Source organism: Blautia sp. NSJ-175, assembly GCF_022867815.1.
Taxonomy (GTDB): domain Bacteria; phylum Bacillota; class Clostridia; order Lachnospirales; family Lachnospiraceae; genus Blautia; species Blautia celeris.
Window position 1 is genome coordinate 1 of sequence record NZ_JALIFQ010000011.1, and the last position, 19,537, is coordinate 19,537.

Consider the following 19,537-nt stretch of genomic DNA (forward strand, 5'->3'; position numbering starts at 1 on the left):
GTGCAATCAAACTTAATCCTGCCTAAGACTATTGTAAGGCAAAAAGAGAAGTGAAAAAAGTAGTGGAGTCAGTATCCTATTTTCATTATAGGCTGAGATAAGCTTTCATGATTCGTTGATAATTTTATACCTTATCAGGAAATGTATATAGGTGCTGCAGATAGTGTCGCATAAATGCACGCCTGCAGCTTGATGATTACATAGTAACACCTCATACGTGCATGAAACATGGCATAGGAAACGGTTTCCTGATATGTCTACTCTTTCATTAATCTAATTTATAGAGGTGATTATATTGAGTGAAACAGACAATCTCTTTAAAGCATACTCCGTTCAGGAGATAGCATCCATGCTCGGCATTGGAAAAACAAAAACCAGGGAACTTCTTGACAGTGGAATTCTTCCCGTTACAAAAGTTGGGCGGCAATATTTTACTTCACCAGCTTCTATTCAGGAGTTTCTCAAGAAAAACATAGGAAAGCAAATATTCTTTTAGGCCCTTTAGAAAGTTATTGTCAATCAGGCTTGGCTATATTAAAATAGACCTTATACCTGATTTGGCATGAATATCTCATTAAAGAAAGGGAACTATTCATGGCGAGAACAACGAAAGGTACACAACAAAAAAGAAGATCCAAAGGGGATGGATCACTATTTCCAAATAAGAGAGGAGGATGGACTGCCCGATATAGAAAAAAAGGGCTACCGGACAAGGAGTTTAATGCTCCTACCAAAGGAGAAGCGAAAGCATTATTAGATGACTGGAAGATAAAAGTGGCAATACAAGACGCAATTACTTCAAACATCAAAGTACAGGACTATGCGAACAAATACTTATTCCGCAAAAGTCTCATGGTTGAAGCTGGCAAATTCAAACAAACCAGCCTAGATCGATTAGAAAAAACATACGAAAATCATTTAAAAGATACGGATGCTTTTAGCAAAACATTTTCTAATCTGACTGCTGATGATATTACAGCAACGATTAATGCCAAAAAGGAAATCCTGAGTTATTCATCATTAAAGAAAATTTACTTATTTTGGTCTGCAATGATTAAAACAGCAATTTCTCTCGGCGAACTGCCAAAAAACTTTTCTGATATTTTAAATCGGGTGATAATGCCGGAAGAATCCGTTCTTCCTGTAGAAACAAAGGAAATCTCAATCATCCCACCAGAACATGAGCAGATCATAAAAGAAATTGCAATGGAACCCAGTCCAAATAAAAATGAACGCTATTTGTATAGATATGGTCCTGCCATTGTATTCCTTTTAAACACAGGTTTACGTGGTGGTGAATTGCTTGCATTAGGTCAATCTTCTATCGTGCCCTTTTTAGGACGGCGTGGCATTAAAATCACACATACGCTTAGCAGGGTTAAAAACAGAGAGGCCGGTTCCAAAAAAAAGACTAAAATGATTTTGACTCCTCCAAAATACCCAAATAGTTTACGGACTATTCCATTAAACAAGGAAGCTGAATTTTCACTATCATGTATGATGGAGCTATACGATAAAAATCGGGTTTTTCCAGATTTGATATTATCTACGCAAAATGGTGTCAGCCCTACAATCCAAAATTTAGCCAATACGCTAAAGAAAATTTGTAAGCGTGCTGAGATTCCAGAATATAATCTTCATGCACTACGGCACACTTTTGCAACAAATCTGATCCGGCAGACTCACAATATGGGAGAAATAAAGGAAGCTGCTGAAATCATTGGCGATAACTATGAGGTGATCATGCGTACTTATGTTCATACAGACAGTGAACGTAAGGTAAGTTTAATTGATGCTATGATTGCATAAATCATCCGCTTAACAGAGGTAATGGTTGTCTACAGTATGATGGCACAGGCTGTAACAACCAAAATTCTGCCACCTTATCGTCCACCTTACGAAACGATTTTACTTGATTTTATAAGGTTTTTAACGGTTTTTGGCGGACATATCTATAAATATTAAAGCATGAAAACTTATATTTTAGAATTAATTTTTTAAAAAAGGGAATTGGATTATGGAAAAATGGACTTGTAGAAAAAATTGTGAACTTTTTCTTTCCTATAATTTTGCCACCTTATTTTTTTAGACAGAATTATAGGATTTTGAAAAAAGAAAAAGCCTCGAAAACCTTGATTTTCTGGGCTTTTTAAGAGGCGCAGACCGGATTTGAACCGGTGAATACTGGTGTTGCAGACCATTGCCTTACCACTTGGCTACTGCGCCGTATTTAGTTATTTTGCACAATTATTGGGTTTGTAGCTCCCCCTGTTGGACTCGAACCAACGACACTGCGGTTAACAGCCGCATGCTCTACCGACTGAGCTAAGGAGGAATAGATATATTATTTGACTCCTTAGTTTGTGGTGTTGCAGACCTTTGCCTTACCACTTGGCTATGGCGCCATATCTATATTATTCTGTTTGAAGAAGTGTTACACTATATTATATTACCACATTTTCAAAAATATGCAAGTAAAAAATGACTCCAAGGGGATTTGAACCCCTGTTACCGCCGTGAAAGGGCGGTGTCTTAACCGCTTGACCATGGAGCCGTTAAGATAAATAGATAAAAGAGGCGCCAACCAGATTTGAACTGGTGATAGAGGTGTTGCAGACCTTTGCCTTACCACTTGGCTATGGCGCCTGAGTGACTCCAAGGGGATTTGAACCCCTGTTACCGCCGTGAAAGGGCGGTGTCTTAACCGCTTGACCATGGAGCCGTGTTTTATCGGAGCGACCATGGACTATAATAGCATAAGGAAATACAAATTGCAAGTATTTTTTTCAAAAATTTACACTACTTACATTGTTTCCATAGGTTGTATGGTGTATACTGAAATTGACTGTAGTACACTGCATAGGAAAAGCACTTTTTATGGCACATGTTGACGGGAATGCATGAGAAAGGTGGTTTTATATGAAATTTAAGGGGAAAATAGCAGTATGGTTCTGGATGATACTTCTGGCGGGAAATGCTGCGATGGCTTACGGACTGCTGGTATCCAGCGATGTATCCGCTGAGATCGTGGCTGCCCTGGTCGTCTACAATGCCATATTCATTCCCATTGTTGTGAGGAATTATGTAGTGGTTGACGGAGACAGGATGGCAATTTACTTTGGGATCATGAAGGATTCCATGGAAATTTCAGAGATCAGGGAGATACGCAGGACATGTAACCCCATTTCCGCCACAGCGGCGTCACTGGACAGGATTGAGATCAGGGGCAGAAGGCAGGAAATGATATGTGCGGTCCGGGACAGGGAGCGGCTGATCGAGGAGCTGGTAAAGTGCAATCCGCAGATAAAGGTGTGAAAAGAGAGCGGGAGAAAAAGTTCTGAATCTAAAGGTTCAGGGCTTTTTTCTATTTTTTTGCAGATAAGTGTAACTTTTGGATGATACTTTCGATTAATAATCAGAAAGTAAACGATTTCGCGGCTGTGAGGGTATTGAAGAGGGTATTAAATGTTTCATTATTTCGTGCACACTTAGTATATTTACTTTCGGAAACAGAAAGGAAACCATATGACCCGGGAAGCGCTCAGCAGTATGACAGATGACCAGCTCATGGAATTGGTCAGGGATAAAAATTTAAGACAGGCTTATGACGTGCTGGTTCTCAGGCATTACCGGGAGGCTGTGCGCTTCTGCATGAAAATGTTGGGGGATCAGCAGGCTGTCCTTGATATTGTACAAGACAGTTTTGCGGATATCTATGTGCATAGATCCAGGGTTTCTCTGTCCTGTGCATTCAGAACGTATCTTTTGGCTGTGGTGAAGCACAAGGCACTGGATGAGATCAGAAAAAATGCCAGACATAGGACAGAGGAGCTGGTCGCATCCAGGATTGAGGTGCCGGGGCAGTCAGAGCAGTCGCCGGAGGAACTTTATGTGAAAAAGGAAGAATACACAGAAATTCTCCAATGGATCGAAGAATTGCCGAGGGATTACAGACAGGCGCTTATATTATTCTGTGTGGAGGGAATGTCTTATCAGGAAATAGCGGCAGCCATGGGGAAAAATCTTGCCCAGGTCAGGATAATACTGTACAGGGCAAGGAAAAAATTGCAGAGGCAGAGGAGGGAACAGGAATGATGCAGCCGGAAAATGAACTTTTAGAAGCTGTGTGGGAAAAAGCAGAGCGAAAAGAAGAGAATCTGAAACTGGCAGGGGAACTGAGCCGGATGCCCAGGCAGGAGGGACTGGATTCTTTTTTGTGGGAGATGTTCTGCGGAACCGGTATCCGGCATCTGTATGCGCATATGACGGATATTTTATTGCTGTCCTTTATCCTTATGGTGCTCTTTTTCTATATCGGGCTGAAGATGGTGGGGATTGGCGCTGTGACTGCTTCAGGCGCTGTTTTTGCTGCAGCCCCGGTTCTCTATGCAGCTATTTTTTATCTCTCTTTGGTGAAGGAAAAGCAGCAGCAGACCTGTGAACAGCATATGAGCTGCAAATATACTTCTTTTTATCCGATGGCTGCGCGTATGTTTTTCAACAGCCTGATGGGGCTTGGATTTGATCTGGGGTATGCATGCATTCTGGCTGTCAGATTTCAGGCGGATGTTCCCAGGCTGCTGGCAATGGCCTTTGCCTCCCTGATGATCTTTTCCCTTCTTCTGGTTCTCGGAATTGTGAGGGGGAAGAAAATCGCGTGGGGGTCGGCAGTGAGCAGTGTCTGGATCATCGGGAACCTTCTTCTTATGGGGCTGGCAGCGAGCTGGTATCGAACGCTGCTGGAACAGGTTCCGGTGGTTCTGTTAGAAGCGGCAGGTGTGGCAGCCGCGTTCATTTATATCCGTCATCTGCTTCTGTTATGCGGGCAGCGGCAGTGATAGTTCTGGGAAGCGGAATAGTGACAGCGGACCTGCAGTTTGCCGCGGAGAGAAGGTGTAACATCCGCCAGAGAGGTTTTAAAATGTATGAACCGGTTAAAATATGTTAAAAATGGAACTGTACGGTAACTTTGCAGCAACGTGTAAAAATCCATACAGAACCGCTTTAAACGCGAATACGCGGCAGCAAGGAGGAAGAAAAATGCTGGAAGAAAACATGATGATACAATTTTTAAAAAAATTTGATGAATATCCGTTTCTGGTGAAAGCATCAGGGAAGGAGTATCTGATCGGAGAGGGAAGTCCCCTGTTTACGGTAAACTGCCATAAAATGATTCCCATGAAGGAGCTGGTCACGAGCACCTCCCTGGCATTGGGAGAGGCGTACATGAACGATGATCTGGAAATAGAAGGGGATTTATACGAGGCGCTGGATCATTTTCTGGGGCAGATGGATAAGTTCTCCACGGATCGAAAGGTTCTGAAAAAGCTCATTTTCTCCTCCACAACGAAAAAGAACCAGCAGAAAGAAGTCAGGAGCCATTATGATATAGGAAACGACTTTTACAAGCTCTGGCTGGATGAGACTATGAGCTATTCCTGCGGATATTTTCTTCATGAGGATGATACACTGTACCAGGCACAGGTCAATAAGGTGGACTATATTTTACAGAAACTGTATCTGAAAGAGGGGATGAGCCTGCTGGATATCGGATGCGGCTGGGGATTTCTTCTCATAGAGGCAGCTAAAAAATATAAGGTCAAAGGCACAGGAATCACTCTGAGCAAAGAACAGTATAAAGAATTCCGGAAACGAATCCAGGAGGAAGGGCTGGAGGACCTGCTCACAGTGGAGCTTATGGATTACAGGGAGCTTGAGAAAAGTGAGTGGAGATTTGACCGGGTTGTGAGTGTGGGCATGGCGGAACATGTGGGACGTGAGAACTACAAGCTGTTTACAGACTGTATCAGCCACGTTCTGCAGCCGGGAGGTCTGCTTCTTCTGCATTTTATCAGTGAGTTAAAAGAGCATCCCGGGGACCCCTGGATCAAGAAATATATCTTTCCCGGCGGTGTTGTGCCGAGCCTCAGGGAAATGGTCTCCTATCTGGCGGAGGACGGCTTTCATGTGATGGATGTAGAGAACCTGCGGAATCACTATAACCGCACACTTCTGTGCTGGGAGAAGAATTTTAAAGAACACGCAGATGAAGTGAGAGAAATGTTTGATGAGAAATTTGTCCGCATGTGGGACTTATATCTTGCATCCTGTGCGGCCACTTTTCACAACGGTGTGATAGATATCCATCAGATACTGGCGTCAAAGGGAATCAATAATGAACTGCCGCTGGTTCGGTGGTACTGAGAAGAAGAAAAAAGACTGCGGCAGCAGAAGGGGATGGTTTCGATGTCCCGTTTCTGCTGCCGCAGTTATTTACATACATGTCTCTGCCATCCCTGCCAGTGACAGCATCTTTTCCTGAGTAAGGTGATTGAACACAGCGATTACCCGCCCCACACCGATCACAGCGATCACGGTGCCGAGACCGATGCCTGTGAGATGTCCGGCAAACAGCAGGCTGACTGCAATGGTGAAGGAGATATTCAGAAGGTCAAAACAGTTTTTGGTAAATCCCACTTTCCAGCCGGTGCAGTCCGCGATCGCCTGTACAATACCGTCTCCCGGGTTGGGGATCACGCGCATGTTCAGGGACATAGCAGCCCCGGCTCCGGTCAGCGCTATGGCAAAAAGTAAAATAAGGATCCTTCCGGCAAAACTGCCCCAAAAGCTGCCTGCGTAAGCCGTCTCAAATTCCGGGATCCTGTCTGAGAAAAGATTGAGAAACCGGGTAAAGACAAGGCTCAGGGGAAGCTGCAGCACATCCATCAGAAGTACCAGCTTCAGATTCGTCCGGTTGGCATGAGCCAGGACCTGCCCTCCTCTGGCAGAGTATTTTTTATTGCGAACAATGTGGAGGCACATTTCCACCAGGACAAAAATACTGTAAAGGATAAATGTCATGTCTCCGAAGTTCAGATTCCAGATGGAGGAGATGCTGTAAGAGACGGATATGATGGGAGAGACACCAAGTCCGGATTTGGTGTTCAGGGAAATCCCCAGGGCCAGCAGCAAAAGTCCTGCCGCGTAATACAGTCCCCGGTAAAAAAATGGTTTTTTCATAATGCTTATGTACACTTCCTGTTTTCTTTTATTTACACGTTCTTATCTTACCACACAATAAAATAAAAATGAAGAACATTTCGTCCCACTTCCGAATATGTTATAGGAGGCAAAAACCGAAACATAAGCGGGAGGTATGAGGATGGCAGAAAAAAACAGCGGTGCAGAGGGGCGGACAGCACTCGGTGCGCCGTTTCCATGTGATTCTAAAATGATATTGTTTTCCGGGAGGCCCACAAGCTGGTATGAGGTAGAGATGGTGACCGGCAGGGCAAAGCTTCGGGGAACCCTGGTTCCTGAGAGAGAGGTAAACGCCATTGGCTACAATGTGCTGGATTCTTATATTTACGGATATGACCAGAAAAGCGGCCAGTTTGTCCGGGTGGACAGCAGCGGCGCGGCGGAGGTCCTGACACCCAGGCCCCGGGGACTGCCTGCGGCTTTTTATGATGTGGGGACCCTGGATCTGAACGGGTATTATTATCTGTATGCGTCAGGGGAGCAGAGATTTTATACCGTGGACCTGAGGCCGGGTTCCCCCACGTATTTAAGACTGGTGGACCCGGCTGCCGGTTATGGGGAGCAGACGGAGAACTACGGCACAGCGCTCACACAGCCCCTTAAGATCGGAGACTGGGTGTGGCAGTCACAGGAAAATGTTCTGTATGGGGTAGCGGATGACGGAACCGTGTACCGGATTTTTACTGACGGTCAGGTGACAGCCCTTGATACTACAGGGCCTGATCCGGGCAGTACTTTCGGGGCAGCGGTCATGGACCGGAATGGGGTGCTCTATGCGGTGGCAGGCGGGGACGGAACCATTTACCGGTACCTGATCGAACAGGACAGGGCGCAGGCAGCCCGGTTTTCCGCAACCGTGCAGAATGCATACCAGGATGGTACCATGTGTCCGTATGCGGCTTTGGAGGTGGATTTTGGTGATGCGCCTGATATCGGAGGCACAGCGGGAAGCGGGAATTATAATACGCTGCTTGCCAGTGACGGGCCGCGCCACAGAATTGTTGACGGGCTGACCCTGGGACTTCTGATAACCGGGGAGGCAGAAGCGCATCAGAATGCCGCGGCGGATGGGGATGATCTGGAACGCCGGATACAGGATGATGCCCTGACGGTTCCTCTGGATTCCCTGCATGTGACAGACAGCACATATCATGTGATTGCGGGGGTCAGAAACCTTACGGGCACCCCTGCGAATCTGTACGGGTGGATCGATTTTAACAACAACGGGCTTTTTGAGGAGGAGGAATCGGTACACCGGGTCGTGCCGGCCAGTTCCCAGACCCAGATGATCCCCCTGGATTTTACAGTTCCGCCCTCAGTCAGCCTTCGGCCGGGGCATACATTTTTAAGACTCCGCCTGACCACGGATGATCTGCCGGAGGGGACATTGCTGGGACAGGACACGAGAAGCGTAGGACCTGCGTCTGACGGGGAGGTGGAGGACTATATCATAGAAATCCAGGCGCTGGCAGATCTATCTGTGGAGAAAACGGCTGAACCGGATTCCCTCAATGAGGGGGAACGGATCACCTACCGCATTGTGATCAGAAACCAGGGGCCTCATCCTGCTCTTGCAGTGCGTCTGACGGATGATATCCCGGAAGAGATTTTTGATCCTGAATACAGCACAGACAACGGAGGAACATGGAATCCGTGGACGGGAAGCCTGGAGATTGGGGAGATGCAGGCCGGCGAGGAGCGGGTGGTTCTTATTCGCGGCATCTTCCGCAGCGGCACAGCCACTGAGGTGGAGAACACCGCCCGCATCACAACAGGCTCCCAGGATGACAATCCGGATAACAACACGTCCACAGTGGTAACTCCGGTTAACCGTTCGGCTGATCTGTCTGTCACTAAGAAAGCAATCCCTTCTCCGGCTGTTGCAGGGGAACAGGTGGAATTCCTGATAGAAGTCACAAATCATGGGCCGGATGATGCGCTGAATGCCAGGATGACGGATGATATTCCGGCGGTACTGGAAAGACCTGAGATATCTTATGACCAGGGCGCGTCCTGGCAGGTATTCAGCGGGCAGACCGATGTATTTCGTGTGCCTTCCGACAGCAGTGTGACATTCCATATAAGAGGAATGCTTTCGGCGTCGGCCGCAGGCAGTTTTTCCAACAGGGCTGAGGTGCAGTCTGAGACACCGGACCCGGACCTTTCTAACAATACAGATACCATAGAAGTTCCCATTGACCGGTCCGCAGACCTGTCCGTGATAAAAAGGGCAGTCCAGGCTGCAGTATACGAAGGACAGAGAATCGAATTTACCATAGTGCTTGAAAACAAAGGGCCATCGGATGCGGAAAATGTCACACTGACGGATGCAGTGCCGGCGGAGATCGTGAACGCTGAATTTTCCCTGAATGGGGGAGGCGTGTGGAATATCTGGAGCGGCTCCTATACCTGGCCCGATTTCCCGGTGGGAAGCAGTGTGACGGTACAGCTTCGCGGTACGGCAGCCCCCGGATTTACCGGAACAGTGACGAATACGGCGGTGGTGACTTCATCCGTACCGGACCCGAACCCGGATAATAATTCATCCGAGGATACAGTCACAGTGGAACCGGGCGCAGATCTGACAGTGAGCAAGACAGCAGAGCCGGACAGCATCACAGCAGGACAGAGAGTTGTGTACACCATAACAGCCGGCAACCTGGGACCCGGCAGGGCTGAAAATGTTATCATCCAGGATGCAGCGTCCCCGTATCTGATGGAGACAGAGTATTCCATAGACGACGGAAGGACCTGGCTTCCCTGGAGCGGTTCCTATGCCGTCACATCTCTGGAAGCAGGGGAAAGTGTGGAAATCTCCCTGAGAGGCAGGACAGAGCCGTCCTTTACGGGCACACTTCGCAACACAGTGTCTGTCAGTTCGGATACACCGGACCCGAACCCGGGCAATAACACAGATGAGGCGGAAGTGGTGGTGGATGTGTCGGCAGACCTGTCTGTGAGAAAGACGGCAAAACCGAATCCCGCCAAACCCGGCGTACCGGTCACCTATGAAGTTACGGTAAAGAATCTGGGACCGTCGGATGCCGTGCAGGTGATTCTGGAGGATGCCATGCCGGCCGTTTTGGTGAACCTGGAGGTCTCCGCAGATGACGGGGAGAACTGGGAACCCTTCAGCGGCTCATGGACAACGGAATTTCTGGCTGCGGGTACTTTTGTAAGGCTGCTGCTCAGGGGATTTGTGCCCCATAATGCCACGGGACAGTTGGTAAATACCGTGGAGGTAAGCAGCAGTACCAGGGACCCCTATCCTGACAACAACAGGTTCGAGCTTGTGACCCCCATCGCGCCCATGCCGGAGTTATTTATCACCAAGACCGCGTATCCGGACTGCGCCATACCCTGTGAATATCTGATCTACACCATCCTGGTGGAGAACAGCGGTTCCGCAGACGCGGAAGAGGTGGTGCTCACGGATTACGTTCCGCGGGAACTTTGTAATCTGCAGTTTTCCGCAGACGGAGGCAGGACCTGGTCAGAGTGGAATGGGTCAGAAGCGATCGGAACGATCAGGAAGGGAGAAACTGTGACCATACTCATTGCGGGGATGGTCCGTGGCAGAGCCTGCGGGGTTATCACCAACACCGCATCCGTATTCCGCGCAGGCTCGGAGGAATACTATCCGGATGACAGTGTTACCATAACCACGCCGGTAAAACAGTGCTGCTGTTGTGAACCGGGAAGGCCGATCCCTCTGGAAAATAGCAGGGTGTACCGGGATTTCTTCCATAACATGTGATTAATGACACATCCCCCGGGCTGTCCGGCATATCCCTGTGCGGGGAATACCGGGCAGCCCGGCATAATGTAACAAAATGTTCACGTGACAGAATGGGAAGTTCTGGTATAATAGACATATCACTTTATAATTGTCTATTATTTCAAGGCATAAGGGCAGAGCAGGAGAGGAGAAACAGCATGAATTTTGTCATAGAACATCTTTCAAAAGCCTTTGAGAAAAAGCAGGTACTAAAGGATATTACATTTACTTTTGACAGTGGAAAGATCTACGGACTTCTGGGAAGAAACGGGGCAGGTGACCGTGTTATAATAAGACCAAGTTAGCAAGGAACCCAATGAAATCAAGGGTTTGCGGCTACTTTGGTCTTAATTTATTATACCACAATCGAACTGCTTTTTCATTAAAAATCCAGTGTCGTTTTCCAAAGAGTGGGATATTTTAAGGCTAGGGGTCGCAACCGGGTGGTTTGGGACCTGCTTATACTTAGTCCTATTCCAAATATCCTTTTCTTTTGCTTCGTCCGAAGTAAAAACTCTCTTTCGGGAGAACAGCGCTGTTAAAAATAAATGAATATAGAGGACTAAGTGAAGCAACTTTGTTAGCTGACCTTAGTCCTCTTATGCATTTTAGGAGGAAAAGGGTATGCAGATACTATTTATTGTGATTATTTTTTTGATAGTGTTGCCAATGGTCGTAAGTATTTCGTTGGCTGTGACAGCAAAGAAATCAGACGAAAGATTACGCACCATCTGTACTTCTCTTGAAAAGAAGGGCAGGTGAGCGTGATGCGAGAGTATACGACAGGAAATCGAATCGTAGATGCAAGTGCCGAAATCAGTATTACCGGCAACATTACACCACAAGCATGGTATAAGACGATTGTTAAAGAGACGGGAAAACCGCATTTGGCTGCAATCGTTATATTATCAGATATTGTCTATTGGTATCGTCCTACTGAATTGAGGGACGAAAGCACTGGACAGATCATTGCAATTCGTAAAAAATTTAAAGCTGATTTACTCCAGAGAAGTTATCAACAGATTGCGGAACAGTTTGGATTGAGTAAAAAAGAAGCTACTAATGCAATCATCTTTTTGGAGAAATTAGGCGTAATAAAAAGAGTATTCAGGACAATAAACTTGAATGGACTTGTTGTAAATAATGTACTGTATATTGAGTTGATTGTTGAGAAATTGAAAGAATTAACGTATCCGCACTGTTATGATGCCCCTATCCCTTCTATGGGAGACAGGGGGGAAGACATTGTAGAGGAAATCGTTGAAGGACAGTGCTTTACTGTGAATAATAGTGAGATGGCAGTCATTGGTGAGGGAGCTGTCTCCCCAAAAAGAGAGAGGGTATCACCCAAAAAAGAGATACCTGCCACGCCGCAAAATAGCAGGTGCCACTTTTCAGAAGGTACAGCACTATCTGGTAACAGGCAGACAAATACAGATATTAACACAGATATTTCAACGACAGATTATACCAATCCAGTCCAGTCCTATCAAAAAACGTTACAGGCATTTAGAGAAAAGATTGGATACGATGCGTTATGTATTGATCGTCCCTTTGATATTGATCGTCTGGATGAAATTGTGGGAATTGCAGTTGACGTACTGACTTCAACGAAGGATACGATTCGTATTAACCAGGAAGAAAAACCAACAGCCATTGTTAAATCGGTGTTTTGGAAATTAGATATGTTTAGAATACAGTTTATTTTAAATAACCTGTCAGAGACGAAAACAAAAATCAGGAATATGCGTGCAGTGTTGCTAACCGCCTTATATAATGCGACATTCACATTAAGTAATTCCGTTATGAATCAAGTGGTGATGAATGGTGACATCTCCCCTCAATATGCATGAGCAAAGGGGGTGATGAGCAGTTACTAGGGTTAGACAATTACGCATAGAGAAGAATTTGACACAGTGGGAATTGGCGGACAAGCTGGATATCAGTCTCCGCACATATCAGAGAATTGAATACGGGCAACAAAAGCCGTCCTACAAAGTCATTTTAGTCTTGCAAAAGATATTTAACGAGAATATTGAATCTATCCTGCAGGAATTATAACTGCCAAATAAGAAGTGGAGGAAAATATGTTTGATATTAACAAGCTGGAGGTAATGGACATAGTATTTGCCGATGAAGCACATGAGCGTTTCTTTTATGAAAAGGTGCGGGAACTTCCAAATTCACGCAGGGACAGTGAAGAAATTGCTATGATATATACTCTTGGTATCTGTGACAAGACAAGGGCAGCTTTTTCAAATATTGTGGATCAAAGAACTTTTCAGGTGAATCCGTTGGTTTTATTCGCTGGGTGGCAGACATCTGCTTCTGTGAAGGTAACACGGCTGGCGATTAACCTCTATACTGGATTTTCGCAGGAAGTAAAACGGGACGATTCAATAGAAGGATATCATATAGGGGAAGACAGTTCAGATTATGCTGTTGAAGAAATCTTTGATTGCCCATATGCAAAATATTTTCTGGAAGCCGTTAAACTGCGTTATGACATATAGAGGAGGTAGAAACGATGAAAATGTATAAGATTGACCAAATCATGGAGTTATTACAGTTAGGAAAAGAATCAGAAGATTGCTATGTGGGTTTTGAGAATAATGACAAGGGAAATCTTGTTATTATATTAAAGCAACATGAACCAGATTGGGAAGATGATGAGGGTTTCGGAGAAGCGGTTGAAGAAGTCGAACTTTTGGAACATTCTGGAGAATATTAAACATAAGGAGGAGACAGTCATTATGGATAGAGAAATACTTGGAATCGACCATGGTAACAGACAGATGAAAACGGCGAATACCGCATTTTTGTCTACAGTAACACAGAATAAGGTGAAGCCCAGTAATCTAAATCAGATTTTGGAGTTTAAAGGTAAGTATTACTCAATCGGTGGCAGTAGGGAAGATGTGGATACAAAAGTTGATAAAACAGTGGACGATGATTACTACATTCTCACATTGGCATCACTTGCCGCTGAATTGAAAGCCAGAGGAAAGAATCAGGCGGCGGTCAGGCTGGCTACAGGATTACCACCGAGGTGGTATGAATCGCAAATGAAAGCATTCAGGAAATACTTGGGCAGGGAAAGGGAGTTATCTTTTCGTTATCAGGGAGAAGGGTTCAATGTCTTTCTGGAAGGCGTGAGCGTATATATGCAGGGGTTTGCAGCAATCACAGATATATTGGCAGAGACACAGGGAAAATCCTGCCTTCTGGTAGATATAGGAGGAGGAACCGTTGATGGAGTTCCAATAGAAAATATGCGACCCAGTGGAGCACAGCCTATTATAGATAATAATGGTACAATAAAGTGTATATCCAATGTAAATGAGGCATTAATGGCTGAGTTTGGGGAAAAAGCCAAACCATATATCATTGAAACGATAATGCGGACAGGTACATATGCGGGTGACGAAGCCTATCTTCGTGTAATCCGAAAGGCATTGAACCAATATACGGAATACATCTATAGCTTGATAAAAAAGCACGGATACAATCTGCATTTGGAAAAAATAATCTTTATGGGTGGAGGAGCCGCAATCATGCAGAATTTTGGTGATAACGAGGGTAAGGACGTAATCTGTATTCCGGATATACATGCAAATGCAAGAGGATATGAAGAAACTTTAAAGAGCATATGGAAGGCCAGGCAGAATATGGCCGGTTAAGGAGGCCATAAATGGACGATAAATATGTTACAACGCTTCGGCTTTATAAAAATAACCCGGTACATTTCCAGGCACTTACCTGTCTGGAAGAGTACAACCGGGAGCTGTTTACTTCTCAAAATGACTATATTGCCGAGGCGGTAATCTATTATTCAGAGTATCTGAAGCAGAAGGCTGAATATGAGAAATTGGAAAGTATCCTCTCAAACATAAGAGAGCAAGAGGAATACTTCCGTGAACTGACAAAACGTGCATTGGAAGACGTACTGAGATCAGTGCAGACGACTACTATTCCTGCAGTTACTGGAAGTGACACGAAAGCAAAAGAGGAACAGGAACCCCAAAGTGAGAGTGAACGATCAGCGGAGACGGCGAACCAGGCGACAGAAAAGGATTTTAATCTGCTTAATTTCTATAGTTCATTCACTGGATTTGAAGACGAAGGAGAAGATTGAATATGACCATATTATGTGCTATGATAAAATTTATAGGAAAATTATTACTTGGAATTGCGTATGCAATATTAAAAGTTGTATCATTTAGTGTCAAAGTGATAGGCTGTATGTTTTTATTTGTATTTCATATTTTCATGCTTTTAGTAGACATGGGAACCCCTTCCTAATAAGTCAAGGAGAGTACAATTATGGCTATTTGTAAAATTTGTGGCGGAGAAATGCTGGAACATGTGGGTTGTAAAATAGGGATATGCAATTGTAATGGAAAGAGTTACCCGCGTATCATTTTTGGTGCAGAGAAAAGGTTTGAGGATGTATTTGGCGAAGATGATATCTGCCCAGATTGTTTTGCGCCATTTGGGAGTTTTCACCATTTGGGCTGTGATATAGAGGAATGTCCGGTATGTGGAGAAGCAATTTATGGTGATTGCGAATGCCAGTTGATTCTTCCCGATTTAGCGGATATGGAAGAAATGTTAAAGTAATAGTGAATAATGAGTATCACTGTGGTAGGCTGATTCGTCAGCCTGCTTTTTTTTGCGCTTTTCTTGGTACTTATAATGAAAAATAAATGAAGCGGGGTAGTGTAAAGAACATGTCTGGATGCTTTACCAGGAGATTGTAGGGCGGTACTACACTCCGCAATAAAGGGAACCATTTCCAAAGATTAATAAGTTGACCAACCAATTGAAAAGAAGAGGAGGAATAGGAAGCGAATATAAGAGTTTTTACAAAAAAGTAAGAGGTAACGAAGGAGACAAATGCAAATACAGTGTACGACTGGATACGTATGGATGTGGCTGTCAGCACGATTGTGATTATTGTTATGCACGGTCACTTCTGTCTTTTCGTGGATTTTGGAACCCATCAGCGCCGAGCATCGCAGATATTGATAAGATTAAGAGGAAGATTCGGAAGATACCTCCGGGAACCATCCTGCGCATGGGTGGAATGACAGACTGCTTTCAGCCTTTTGAAGCGGAACATCATGTGACTTATGAGACAATCTGTGAAATGAACCGGTGTGGTGTTGGATATCTGATTGTAACAAAATCCCATTTGATCGCACAGCCCGAATATCTGGAAATTTTGGACAAGGATCTGGCCCATATACAAATCACGGTCACGACTTTAGATGATAACAAGGCTTTGACCTATGAAAAAGCAAGTATCCCATCAAAAAGAGTAGAGGCAATAAAAAAATTGCAATCTGCGGGATATGATGTGTCAATCCGGTTAAGCCCCTTGATTGAGGATTTCATGGACTTTGACAGCCTAAATTCATTAGGGATCAATCGCTGTGTTGTGGAATTTTTGCGTGTCAATAGCTGGATCAAGAGCTGGCTGCACGATGTTGATTTCAGTGGGTACAGGTTAAAACAAGGAGGATACTGCCACTTACCACTGGAAAAAAAGATGGAAATCATCAAGAAGATCAGGATACCGGAGATAACAGTTTGCGAAGATGTAACAGAACATTATGAGTATTGGAGAGATAACTTCAATCCAAATAAGGATGATTGCTGTAATCTGCGATTACATAACGGATGATGAAATAAAGAAGTGGAAATGAAAGTTCCTTTAAATATATGCTGACAGGCAGGAAGGGCGTGAAGATGAACCGGATTCGTGACGAACCTAAATCGTAAGGGAAATGACTTGAGTGGGTTACTGAACTTTAGCAGAAAAGGGGAAACCGTTGGATAAAAAAAGTTTTGAGTATGGTGGATATCATTTTTATCCATTAAGGACATTTGAGGATAAAGATGGCGATTTTATGGAACGCGCATGCAAACTGCGGGATGACCGGGAACTAGGGATGACATCCACTGATGAACCATGGAGAAAATATGCATATGATTATGAAGCTTTTTATAAAGCTGCCGGCGGCAAGAAATATGATATTTTTCTATGTGAAGAAAACCGCAGGCAGTACGTACCGTGCGGTCATGGCTTGCAGGAATTTGTTAATGCCCCGATCAAGAGTAAAAATAACAGGGCAGTCCGCTGAGAGTATGATGGCGCGGGTATTAAGAAAAACACATGGAATGGGCTGATCTTCAGTCCGTTTTTATTTTTGAAAATCAATTAAATTAGAAAACCAGTAGGAGGTATGTAAATGAAAACAAAGATGAGAAACTATCTGATCGCTAAGGTAATGAAGGTAAAAGCGGCTATTAACAACAATAAGGCGGAGGGGTTCGTTGATACGGCCATCAAAATTTTAATGGCTGTTGTGATTGGAGCGCTGCTTCTGGCAGGGCTGTATGCACTGTTTGGTGATACAGTGCTGCCAACATTAACACGGCGTATTACTGAAATGTTTAACTATGCTGGATAGAAAGGCAGTTCAAACAATTGTATTTTTGCTGTTGCTTTTGCTGGCATCTGTCACGGACTTAAAGAAGAGAATCGTGCCGGATCTGTTATGTATGCTAATTGCATTAACCGCCGCTATTTCTTTTCGTCCAGAACAGTTATGGGGGATTTTCAGCGCACTCCCATTTCTTCTTGCAGCAGTTTTTTGCGGAGGAATGGGGGGCGGTGATATCAAACTGATGGCAGCCGCAGGACTTGTCCTGGGACTTCCAGCAGGGATTTTTGCAACTATTTTGGGATTATTACTGGTACTTGCTTATTCTGTGTTTTTGAAAATATGTAAGAAAACCCAGGTTATCGCAGTGCCGTTAGTACCCTTTTTATCGGCTGGGTGTGCAGCGGGGTATTTGATTGGATAGGAGGATGGAATGAAAAGAAAAGCATTTTATTGTATTTGTGTAGCGGCTCCAATTACCTTTGTGGGTGCTGTCCTGGCATTTTACAGATGCCGGAGGAAAAAGAGATACTTAGTGAGGTAATCACGGCGGCAGGTATTCCCTGCCGCATTTAAAACGATAATTTTGATTTGATTGAAAGGAATGGATAATAAGTATGAAAATATTAAAAAGCCGTACCGTGCTTGGAGTAATATGCATTGTGGTATCACTGCTCATTTGCTTCGGAGTTACCCCTTTATTTAATAAAGAGGTCAGTAAAAAGGTAGAAATCGTGCGGGTGGTAAAGGATATAAAAATCGGGGATAAAATCACTGGCGATATGGTCAGGACTGTTGAGGTGGGAAGTTTAAATCTGCCGTCTGAAGTCATGAAAAATAAAGAAAATGTCATTGGGAAATATGCATCTGCAGATATGGCTCCAGGCGATTATATCATTAATAGCAAGGTCGCAGACGAACCGGCTGCGGAGAATGCCTACTTATATAATTTATCAGGAGAGAAACAGGCAATATCCGTGTCGGTCAAATCTTTTGCAACGGGGTTATCCGGAAAACTCAAATCTGGTGATATTGTATCTGTGATTGCACCGGACTACCAGAAGCAAGGCGAAACAGTGATTCCTCCCGAACTCAAATATGTCGAAGTTATTGCTGTAACTGCAGGCAGTGGCTACGATGCCAATACAGGAGAAGAAGACCCGGAGGAAAAGGAACTGCCCAGTACGGTGACACTCTTGGCAACACCGGAACAGAGCAGGATACTCGCCATGATGGAGAAGGACGGGAACCTGCACATATCTCTTGTATACAGGGGAACAAAAGAAAATGCAGCAAAGTTTATTACAGAGCAGGAACATGCTTTGCAGGAACTTTACCCGCCGGAAACGGAGGCGGCGGAAGCGGAAACTGGACAGCCCGAGGAACAGATAGAAGGGAGTGCAGAATAAATGCTGAACTTTAAAATCAAAAAGCGCGCAAATCAGCCTGAGAGCGAGGAAGTGCATGAGGTGGGAAAACATCAGGCCCAGATACTGGCTGTCTGGGGTAGCCCTGGATGCGGAAAGACTACGGTTTCTGTGAAGATTGCAAAACACTTAGCGGAAAAGAAGAAAAATGTAATTCTTGTGCTGTCCGATATGACTTTACCCATGATGCCTTGTATCTGTCCAATGGACGAGTTAGAAAACATATGGTCCCTTGGCAATGTACTGGCAGCGCCACATGTTACAAAAGGGCTTATAGAAGAAAACTGTATTGTCCACAAAAAAATAAAGTATCTGGCAATGCTTGGCATGTTAAGAGGGGAAAATGAATACAGCTATGCCCCCTATGAAGCGGAACAGGCTTTGGAATTTCTTACAGGGCTGCGGGAATTGTCCTCATACATTATTATTGACTGTAGCAGTTATATATCTAACGATATTTTATCGGCAGTTTCTCTAATGGAAGCAGATGCTGTTCTGCAGATAGTAAATTGCGACCTTAAATCTATCAGTTACCTGGCAAGTCAGTTACCGTTACTTCAGGAACCAAAATGGAGAATAGAGAGGCATTTAAAAACGATCAACAACATAAAGGGGCAGGAAGCCATTAACCATATGGAACAGGTGCTTGGAAAAGTAAGTTTTCAGATTCCGTCTGCATCCGAAGTTACGGAACAGGGGATGGCTGGGAATTTGTTGATTGGTCTGGAGGGGAAAAAAAGCCGTGGTTTTAAAAATGAAATAGATAAGATTGTTAAGGAGGTATATGGATGTTAGGGGAAAGAAAGACGCGAGGAGTATTTAATGAGGGAAAAAATTCAGAG

21 protein-coding genes, 5 tRNA genes and 1 pseudogene are annotated in these 19,537 nt (G+C 44.6%); 21 read left to right on the forward strand and 6 right to left on the reverse strand.

What is annotated here, in order from left to right; all coding sequences use genetic code 11:
- Window positions 1-295: 295 nt before the first annotated feature.
- Window positions 296-496, forward strand: coding sequence for a helix-turn-helix domain-containing protein (locus tag MUB35_RS17175; RefSeq protein WP_243148421.1), 201 nt, complete (start codon window positions 296-298; stop codon window positions 494-496).
- Window positions 497-594: 98 nt separating this feature from the next.
- Complete coding sequence (locus MUB35_RS17180; protein WP_059085258.1) at window positions 595-1,809, forward strand: site-specific integrase; 1,215 nt, start codon at window positions 595-597, stop codon at window positions 1,807-1,809.
- Window positions 1,810-2,154: 345 nt separating this feature from the next.
- On the opposite strand, the gene MUB35_RS17185 is transcribed toward MUB35_RS17180, so the two are convergent.
- From MUB35_RS17185 to MUB35_RS17205, 5 genes are all read right to left on the reverse strand, one after another.
- Window positions 2,155-2,226: transfer RNA gene (locus tag MUB35_RS17185), tRNA-Cys, on the reverse strand.
- A 36-nt stretch (window positions 2,227-2,262) separates the two neighbouring features.
- A tRNA-Asn gene (locus tag MUB35_RS17190) sits at window positions 2,263-2,335 on the reverse strand.
- Window positions 2,336-2,482: 147 nt separating this feature from the next.
- Window positions 2,483-2,554, reverse strand: a tRNA-Glu gene (locus MUB35_RS17195).
- Between the two features lie 21 nt (window positions 2,555-2,575).
- Window positions 2,576-2,646: transfer RNA gene (locus MUB35_RS17200), tRNA-Cys, on the reverse strand.
- A 4-nt stretch (window positions 2,647-2,650) separates the two neighbouring features.
- A tRNA-Glu gene (locus tag MUB35_RS17205) sits at window positions 2,651-2,722 on the reverse strand.
- 197 nt (window positions 2,723-2,919) lie between these two features.
- On the opposite strand from MUB35_RS17205, the gene MUB35_RS17210 reads away from it, so the two are divergent.
- The 4 genes from MUB35_RS17210 (at window position 2,920) to MUB35_RS17225 (ending at window position 6,204) form a co-directional block, all read left to right on the forward strand.
- Window positions 2,920-3,315, forward strand: a complete 396-nt coding sequence (locus MUB35_RS17210) for a PH domain-containing protein (RefSeq protein WP_033143244.1) — start codon at window positions 2,920-2,922, stop codon at window positions 3,313-3,315.
- 210 nt (window positions 3,316-3,525) lie between these two features.
- Window positions 3,526-4,095 carry an RNA polymerase sigma factor gene (locus MUB35_RS17215; protein WP_244806574.1) on the forward strand — a complete coding sequence of 190 codons (570 nt, stop codon included), beginning with the start codon at window positions 3,526-3,528 and terminating at the stop codon, window positions 4,093-4,095.
- Window positions 4,092-4,838 (forward strand): hypothetical protein, encoded by a 747-nt coding sequence (locus tag MUB35_RS17220; protein ID WP_033143245.1) that lies wholly within the window; start codon window positions 4,092-4,094, stop codon window positions 4,836-4,838. Before MUB35_RS17215 ends, MUB35_RS17220 begins: the two co-directional genes overlap by 4 nt.
- 202 nt (window positions 4,839-5,040) lie before the next feature.
- The gene (locus tag MUB35_RS17225; RefSeq protein ID WP_033143246.1) at window positions 5,041-6,204 is read left to right on the forward strand and encodes an SAM-dependent methyltransferase; all 1,164 of its coding nucleotides are present in this window, start codon (window positions 5,041-5,043) and stop codon (window positions 6,202-6,204) included.
- Window positions 6,205-6,273: 69 nt separating this feature from the next.
- Here MUB35_RS17225 and MUB35_RS17230 read toward each other — a convergent pair whose 3' ends face one another.
- The gene (locus tag MUB35_RS17230) at window positions 6,274-7,020 is read right to left on the reverse strand and encodes a DUF6198 family protein (protein ID WP_227245238.1); all 747 of its coding nucleotides are present in this window, start codon (window positions 7,018-7,020) and stop codon (window positions 6,274-6,276) included.
- A gap of 142 nt (window positions 7,021-7,162) precedes the next feature.
- Here MUB35_RS17230 and MUB35_RS17235 point away from each other — a divergent pair, with 142 nt between their 5' ends.
- The 15 genes and pseudogenes from MUB35_RS17235 to MUB35_RS17305 all read left to right on the forward strand — a co-directional run bounded on the left by MUB35_RS17235 (window position 7,163) and on the right by MUB35_RS17305 (window position 19,490).
- Window positions 7,163-10,798 carry a DUF11 domain-containing protein gene (locus MUB35_RS17235; protein WP_244806575.1) on the forward strand — a complete coding sequence of 1,212 codons (3,636 nt, stop codon included), beginning with the start codon at window positions 7,163-7,165 and terminating at the stop codon, window positions 10,796-10,798.
- A gap of 179 nt (window positions 10,799-10,977) precedes the next feature.
- Entirely contained in the window at window positions 10,978-11,124 is a 147-nt protein-coding gene (locus MUB35_RS17240) for a hypothetical protein (protein WP_331477553.1), read from the forward strand.
- A gap of 462 nt (window positions 11,125-11,586) precedes the next feature.
- Window positions 11,587-12,672 (forward strand): DUF6017 domain-containing protein, encoded by a 1,086-nt coding sequence (locus MUB35_RS17245; RefSeq protein ID WP_006567846.1) that lies wholly within the window; start codon window positions 11,587-11,589, stop codon window positions 12,670-12,672.
- 37 nt (window positions 12,673-12,709) lie between these two features.
- A pseudogene (locus tag MUB35_RS30835) lies at window positions 12,710-12,880 on the forward strand (helix-turn-helix transcriptional regulator); the annotation flags it as partial.
- A gap of 26 nt (window positions 12,881-12,906) precedes the next feature.
- A complete protein-coding gene (locus MUB35_RS17255) occupies window positions 12,907-13,332 on the forward strand; it encodes a DUF6075 family protein (RefSeq protein WP_180215615.1) in 426 nt (141 codons plus the stop codon).
- Between the two features lie 14 nt (window positions 13,333-13,346).
- A complete protein-coding gene (locus tag MUB35_RS17260) occupies window positions 13,347-13,550 on the forward strand; it encodes a hypothetical protein (protein WP_006567843.1) in 204 nt (67 codons plus the stop codon).
- Between the two features lie 22 nt (window positions 13,551-13,572).
- The gene (locus MUB35_RS17265; protein WP_006567842.1) at window positions 13,573-14,499 is read left to right on the forward strand and encodes a ParM/StbA family protein; all 927 of its coding nucleotides are present in this window, start codon (window positions 13,573-13,575) and stop codon (window positions 14,497-14,499) included.
- 11 nt (window positions 14,500-14,510) lie between these two features.
- Window positions 14,511-14,954, forward strand: coding sequence for a hypothetical protein (locus tag MUB35_RS17270; RefSeq protein ID WP_006567841.1), 444 nt, complete (start codon window positions 14,511-14,513; stop codon window positions 14,952-14,954).
- A 188-nt stretch (window positions 14,955-15,142) separates the two neighbouring features.
- Window positions 15,143-15,439 (forward strand): hypothetical protein, encoded by a 297-nt coding sequence (locus tag MUB35_RS17275; protein ID WP_006567839.1) that lies wholly within the window; start codon window positions 15,143-15,145, stop codon window positions 15,437-15,439.
- 202 nt (window positions 15,440-15,641) lie between these two features.
- Entirely contained in the window at window positions 15,642-16,505 is an 864-nt protein-coding gene (locus tag MUB35_RS17280; RefSeq protein WP_173794383.1) for an SPL family radical SAM protein, read from the forward strand.
- Between the two features lie 148 nt (window positions 16,506-16,653).
- Window positions 16,654-16,965: a hypothetical protein gene (locus MUB35_RS17285; protein WP_006567837.1), complete on the forward strand. Its 312-nt coding sequence runs from the start codon at window positions 16,654-16,656 to the stop codon at window positions 16,963-16,965.
- 108 nt (window positions 16,966-17,073) lie between these two features.
- The gene (locus tag MUB35_RS17290; RefSeq protein WP_006567836.1) at window positions 17,074-17,295 is read left to right on the forward strand and encodes a DUF6133 family protein; all 222 of its coding nucleotides are present in this window, start codon (window positions 17,074-17,076) and stop codon (window positions 17,293-17,295) included.
- Window positions 17,285-17,692 (forward strand): prepilin peptidase, encoded by a 408-nt coding sequence (locus MUB35_RS17295; RefSeq protein WP_006567835.1) that lies wholly within the window; start codon window positions 17,285-17,287, stop codon window positions 17,690-17,692. Before MUB35_RS17290 ends, MUB35_RS17295 begins: the two co-directional genes overlap by 11 nt.
- Window positions 17,693-17,885: 193 nt before the next feature.
- Window positions 17,886-18,677 carry a Flp pilus assembly protein CpaB gene (gene cpaB / locus MUB35_RS17300; protein ID WP_006567834.1) on the forward strand — a complete coding sequence of 264 codons (792 nt, stop codon included), beginning with the start codon at window positions 17,886-17,888 and terminating at the stop codon, window positions 18,675-18,677.
- Window positions 18,678-19,490 (forward strand): AAA family ATPase, encoded by an 813-nt coding sequence (locus tag MUB35_RS17305; RefSeq protein ID WP_006567833.1) that lies wholly within the window; start codon window positions 18,678-18,680, stop codon window positions 19,488-19,490.
- The last annotated feature ends 47 nt before the right edge of the window (window positions 19,491-19,537 follow it).

Bases quoted from the DNA above. Each gene is read 5' to 3' on its own strand.
- MUB35_RS17220 (WP_033143245.1), top strand. From the start codon at position 4,092: ATGATGCAGCCGGAAAATGAACTTTTAGAAGCTGTGTGGGAAAAAGCA.
- MUB35_RS17235 (WP_244806575.1), top strand. From the start codon at position 7,163: ATGGCAGAAAAAAACAGCGGTGCAGAGGGGCGGACAGCACTCGGTGCG.
- MUB35_RS17230 (WP_227245238.1), bottom strand. From the start codon at position 7,020: ATGAAAAAACCATTTTTTTACCGGGGACTGTATTACGCGGCAGGACTT.
- MUB35_RS17210 (WP_033143244.1), top strand. From the start codon at position 2,920: ATGAAATTTAAGGGGAAAATAGCAGTATGGTTCTGGATGATACTTCTG.
- MUB35_RS17305 (WP_006567833.1), top strand. From the start codon at position 18,678: ATGCTGAACTTTAAAATCAAAAAGCGCGCAAATCAGCCTGAGAGCGAG.
- MUB35_RS17295 (WP_006567835.1), top strand. From the start codon at position 17,285: ATGCTGGATAGAAAGGCAGTTCAAACAATTGTATTTTTGCTGTTGCTT.
- MUB35_RS17180 (WP_059085258.1), top strand. From the start codon at position 595: ATGGCGAGAACAACGAAAGGTACACAACAAAAAAGAAGATCCAAAGGG.
- MUB35_RS17240 (WP_331477553.1), top strand. From the start codon at position 10,978: ATGAATTTTGTCATAGAACATCTTTCAAAAGCCTTTGAGAAAAAGCAG.
- MUB35_RS17225 (WP_033143246.1), top strand. From the start codon at position 5,041: ATGCTGGAAGAAAACATGATGATACAATTTTTAAAAAAATTTGATGAA.
- MUB35_RS17255 (WP_180215615.1), top strand. From the start codon at position 12,907: ATGTTTGATATTAACAAGCTGGAGGTAATGGACATAGTATTTGCCGAT.
- MUB35_RS17265 (WP_006567842.1), top strand. From the start codon at position 13,573: ATGGATAGAGAAATACTTGGAATCGACCATGGTAACAGACAGATGAAA.
- MUB35_RS17245 (WP_006567846.1), top strand. From the start codon at position 11,587: ATGCGAGAGTATACGACAGGAAATCGAATCGTAGATGCAAGTGCCGAA.
- MUB35_RS17260 (WP_006567843.1), top strand. From the start codon at position 13,347: ATGAAAATGTATAAGATTGACCAAATCATGGAGTTATTACAGTTAGGA.
- MUB35_RS17275 (WP_006567839.1), top strand. From the start codon at position 15,143: ATGGCTATTTGTAAAATTTGTGGCGGAGAAATGCTGGAACATGTGGGT.
- MUB35_RS17290 (WP_006567836.1), top strand. From the start codon at position 17,074: ATGAAAACAAAGATGAGAAACTATCTGATCGCTAAGGTAATGAAGGTA.
- MUB35_RS17270 (WP_006567841.1), top strand. From the start codon at position 14,511: ATGGACGATAAATATGTTACAACGCTTCGGCTTTATAAAAATAACCCG.
- MUB35_RS17215 (WP_244806574.1), top strand. From the start codon at position 3,526: ATGACCCGGGAAGCGCTCAGCAGTATGACAGATGACCAGCTCATGGAA.
- cpaB (WP_006567834.1), top strand. From the start codon at position 17,886: ATGAAAATATTAAAAAGCCGTACCGTGCTTGGAGTAATATGCATTGTG.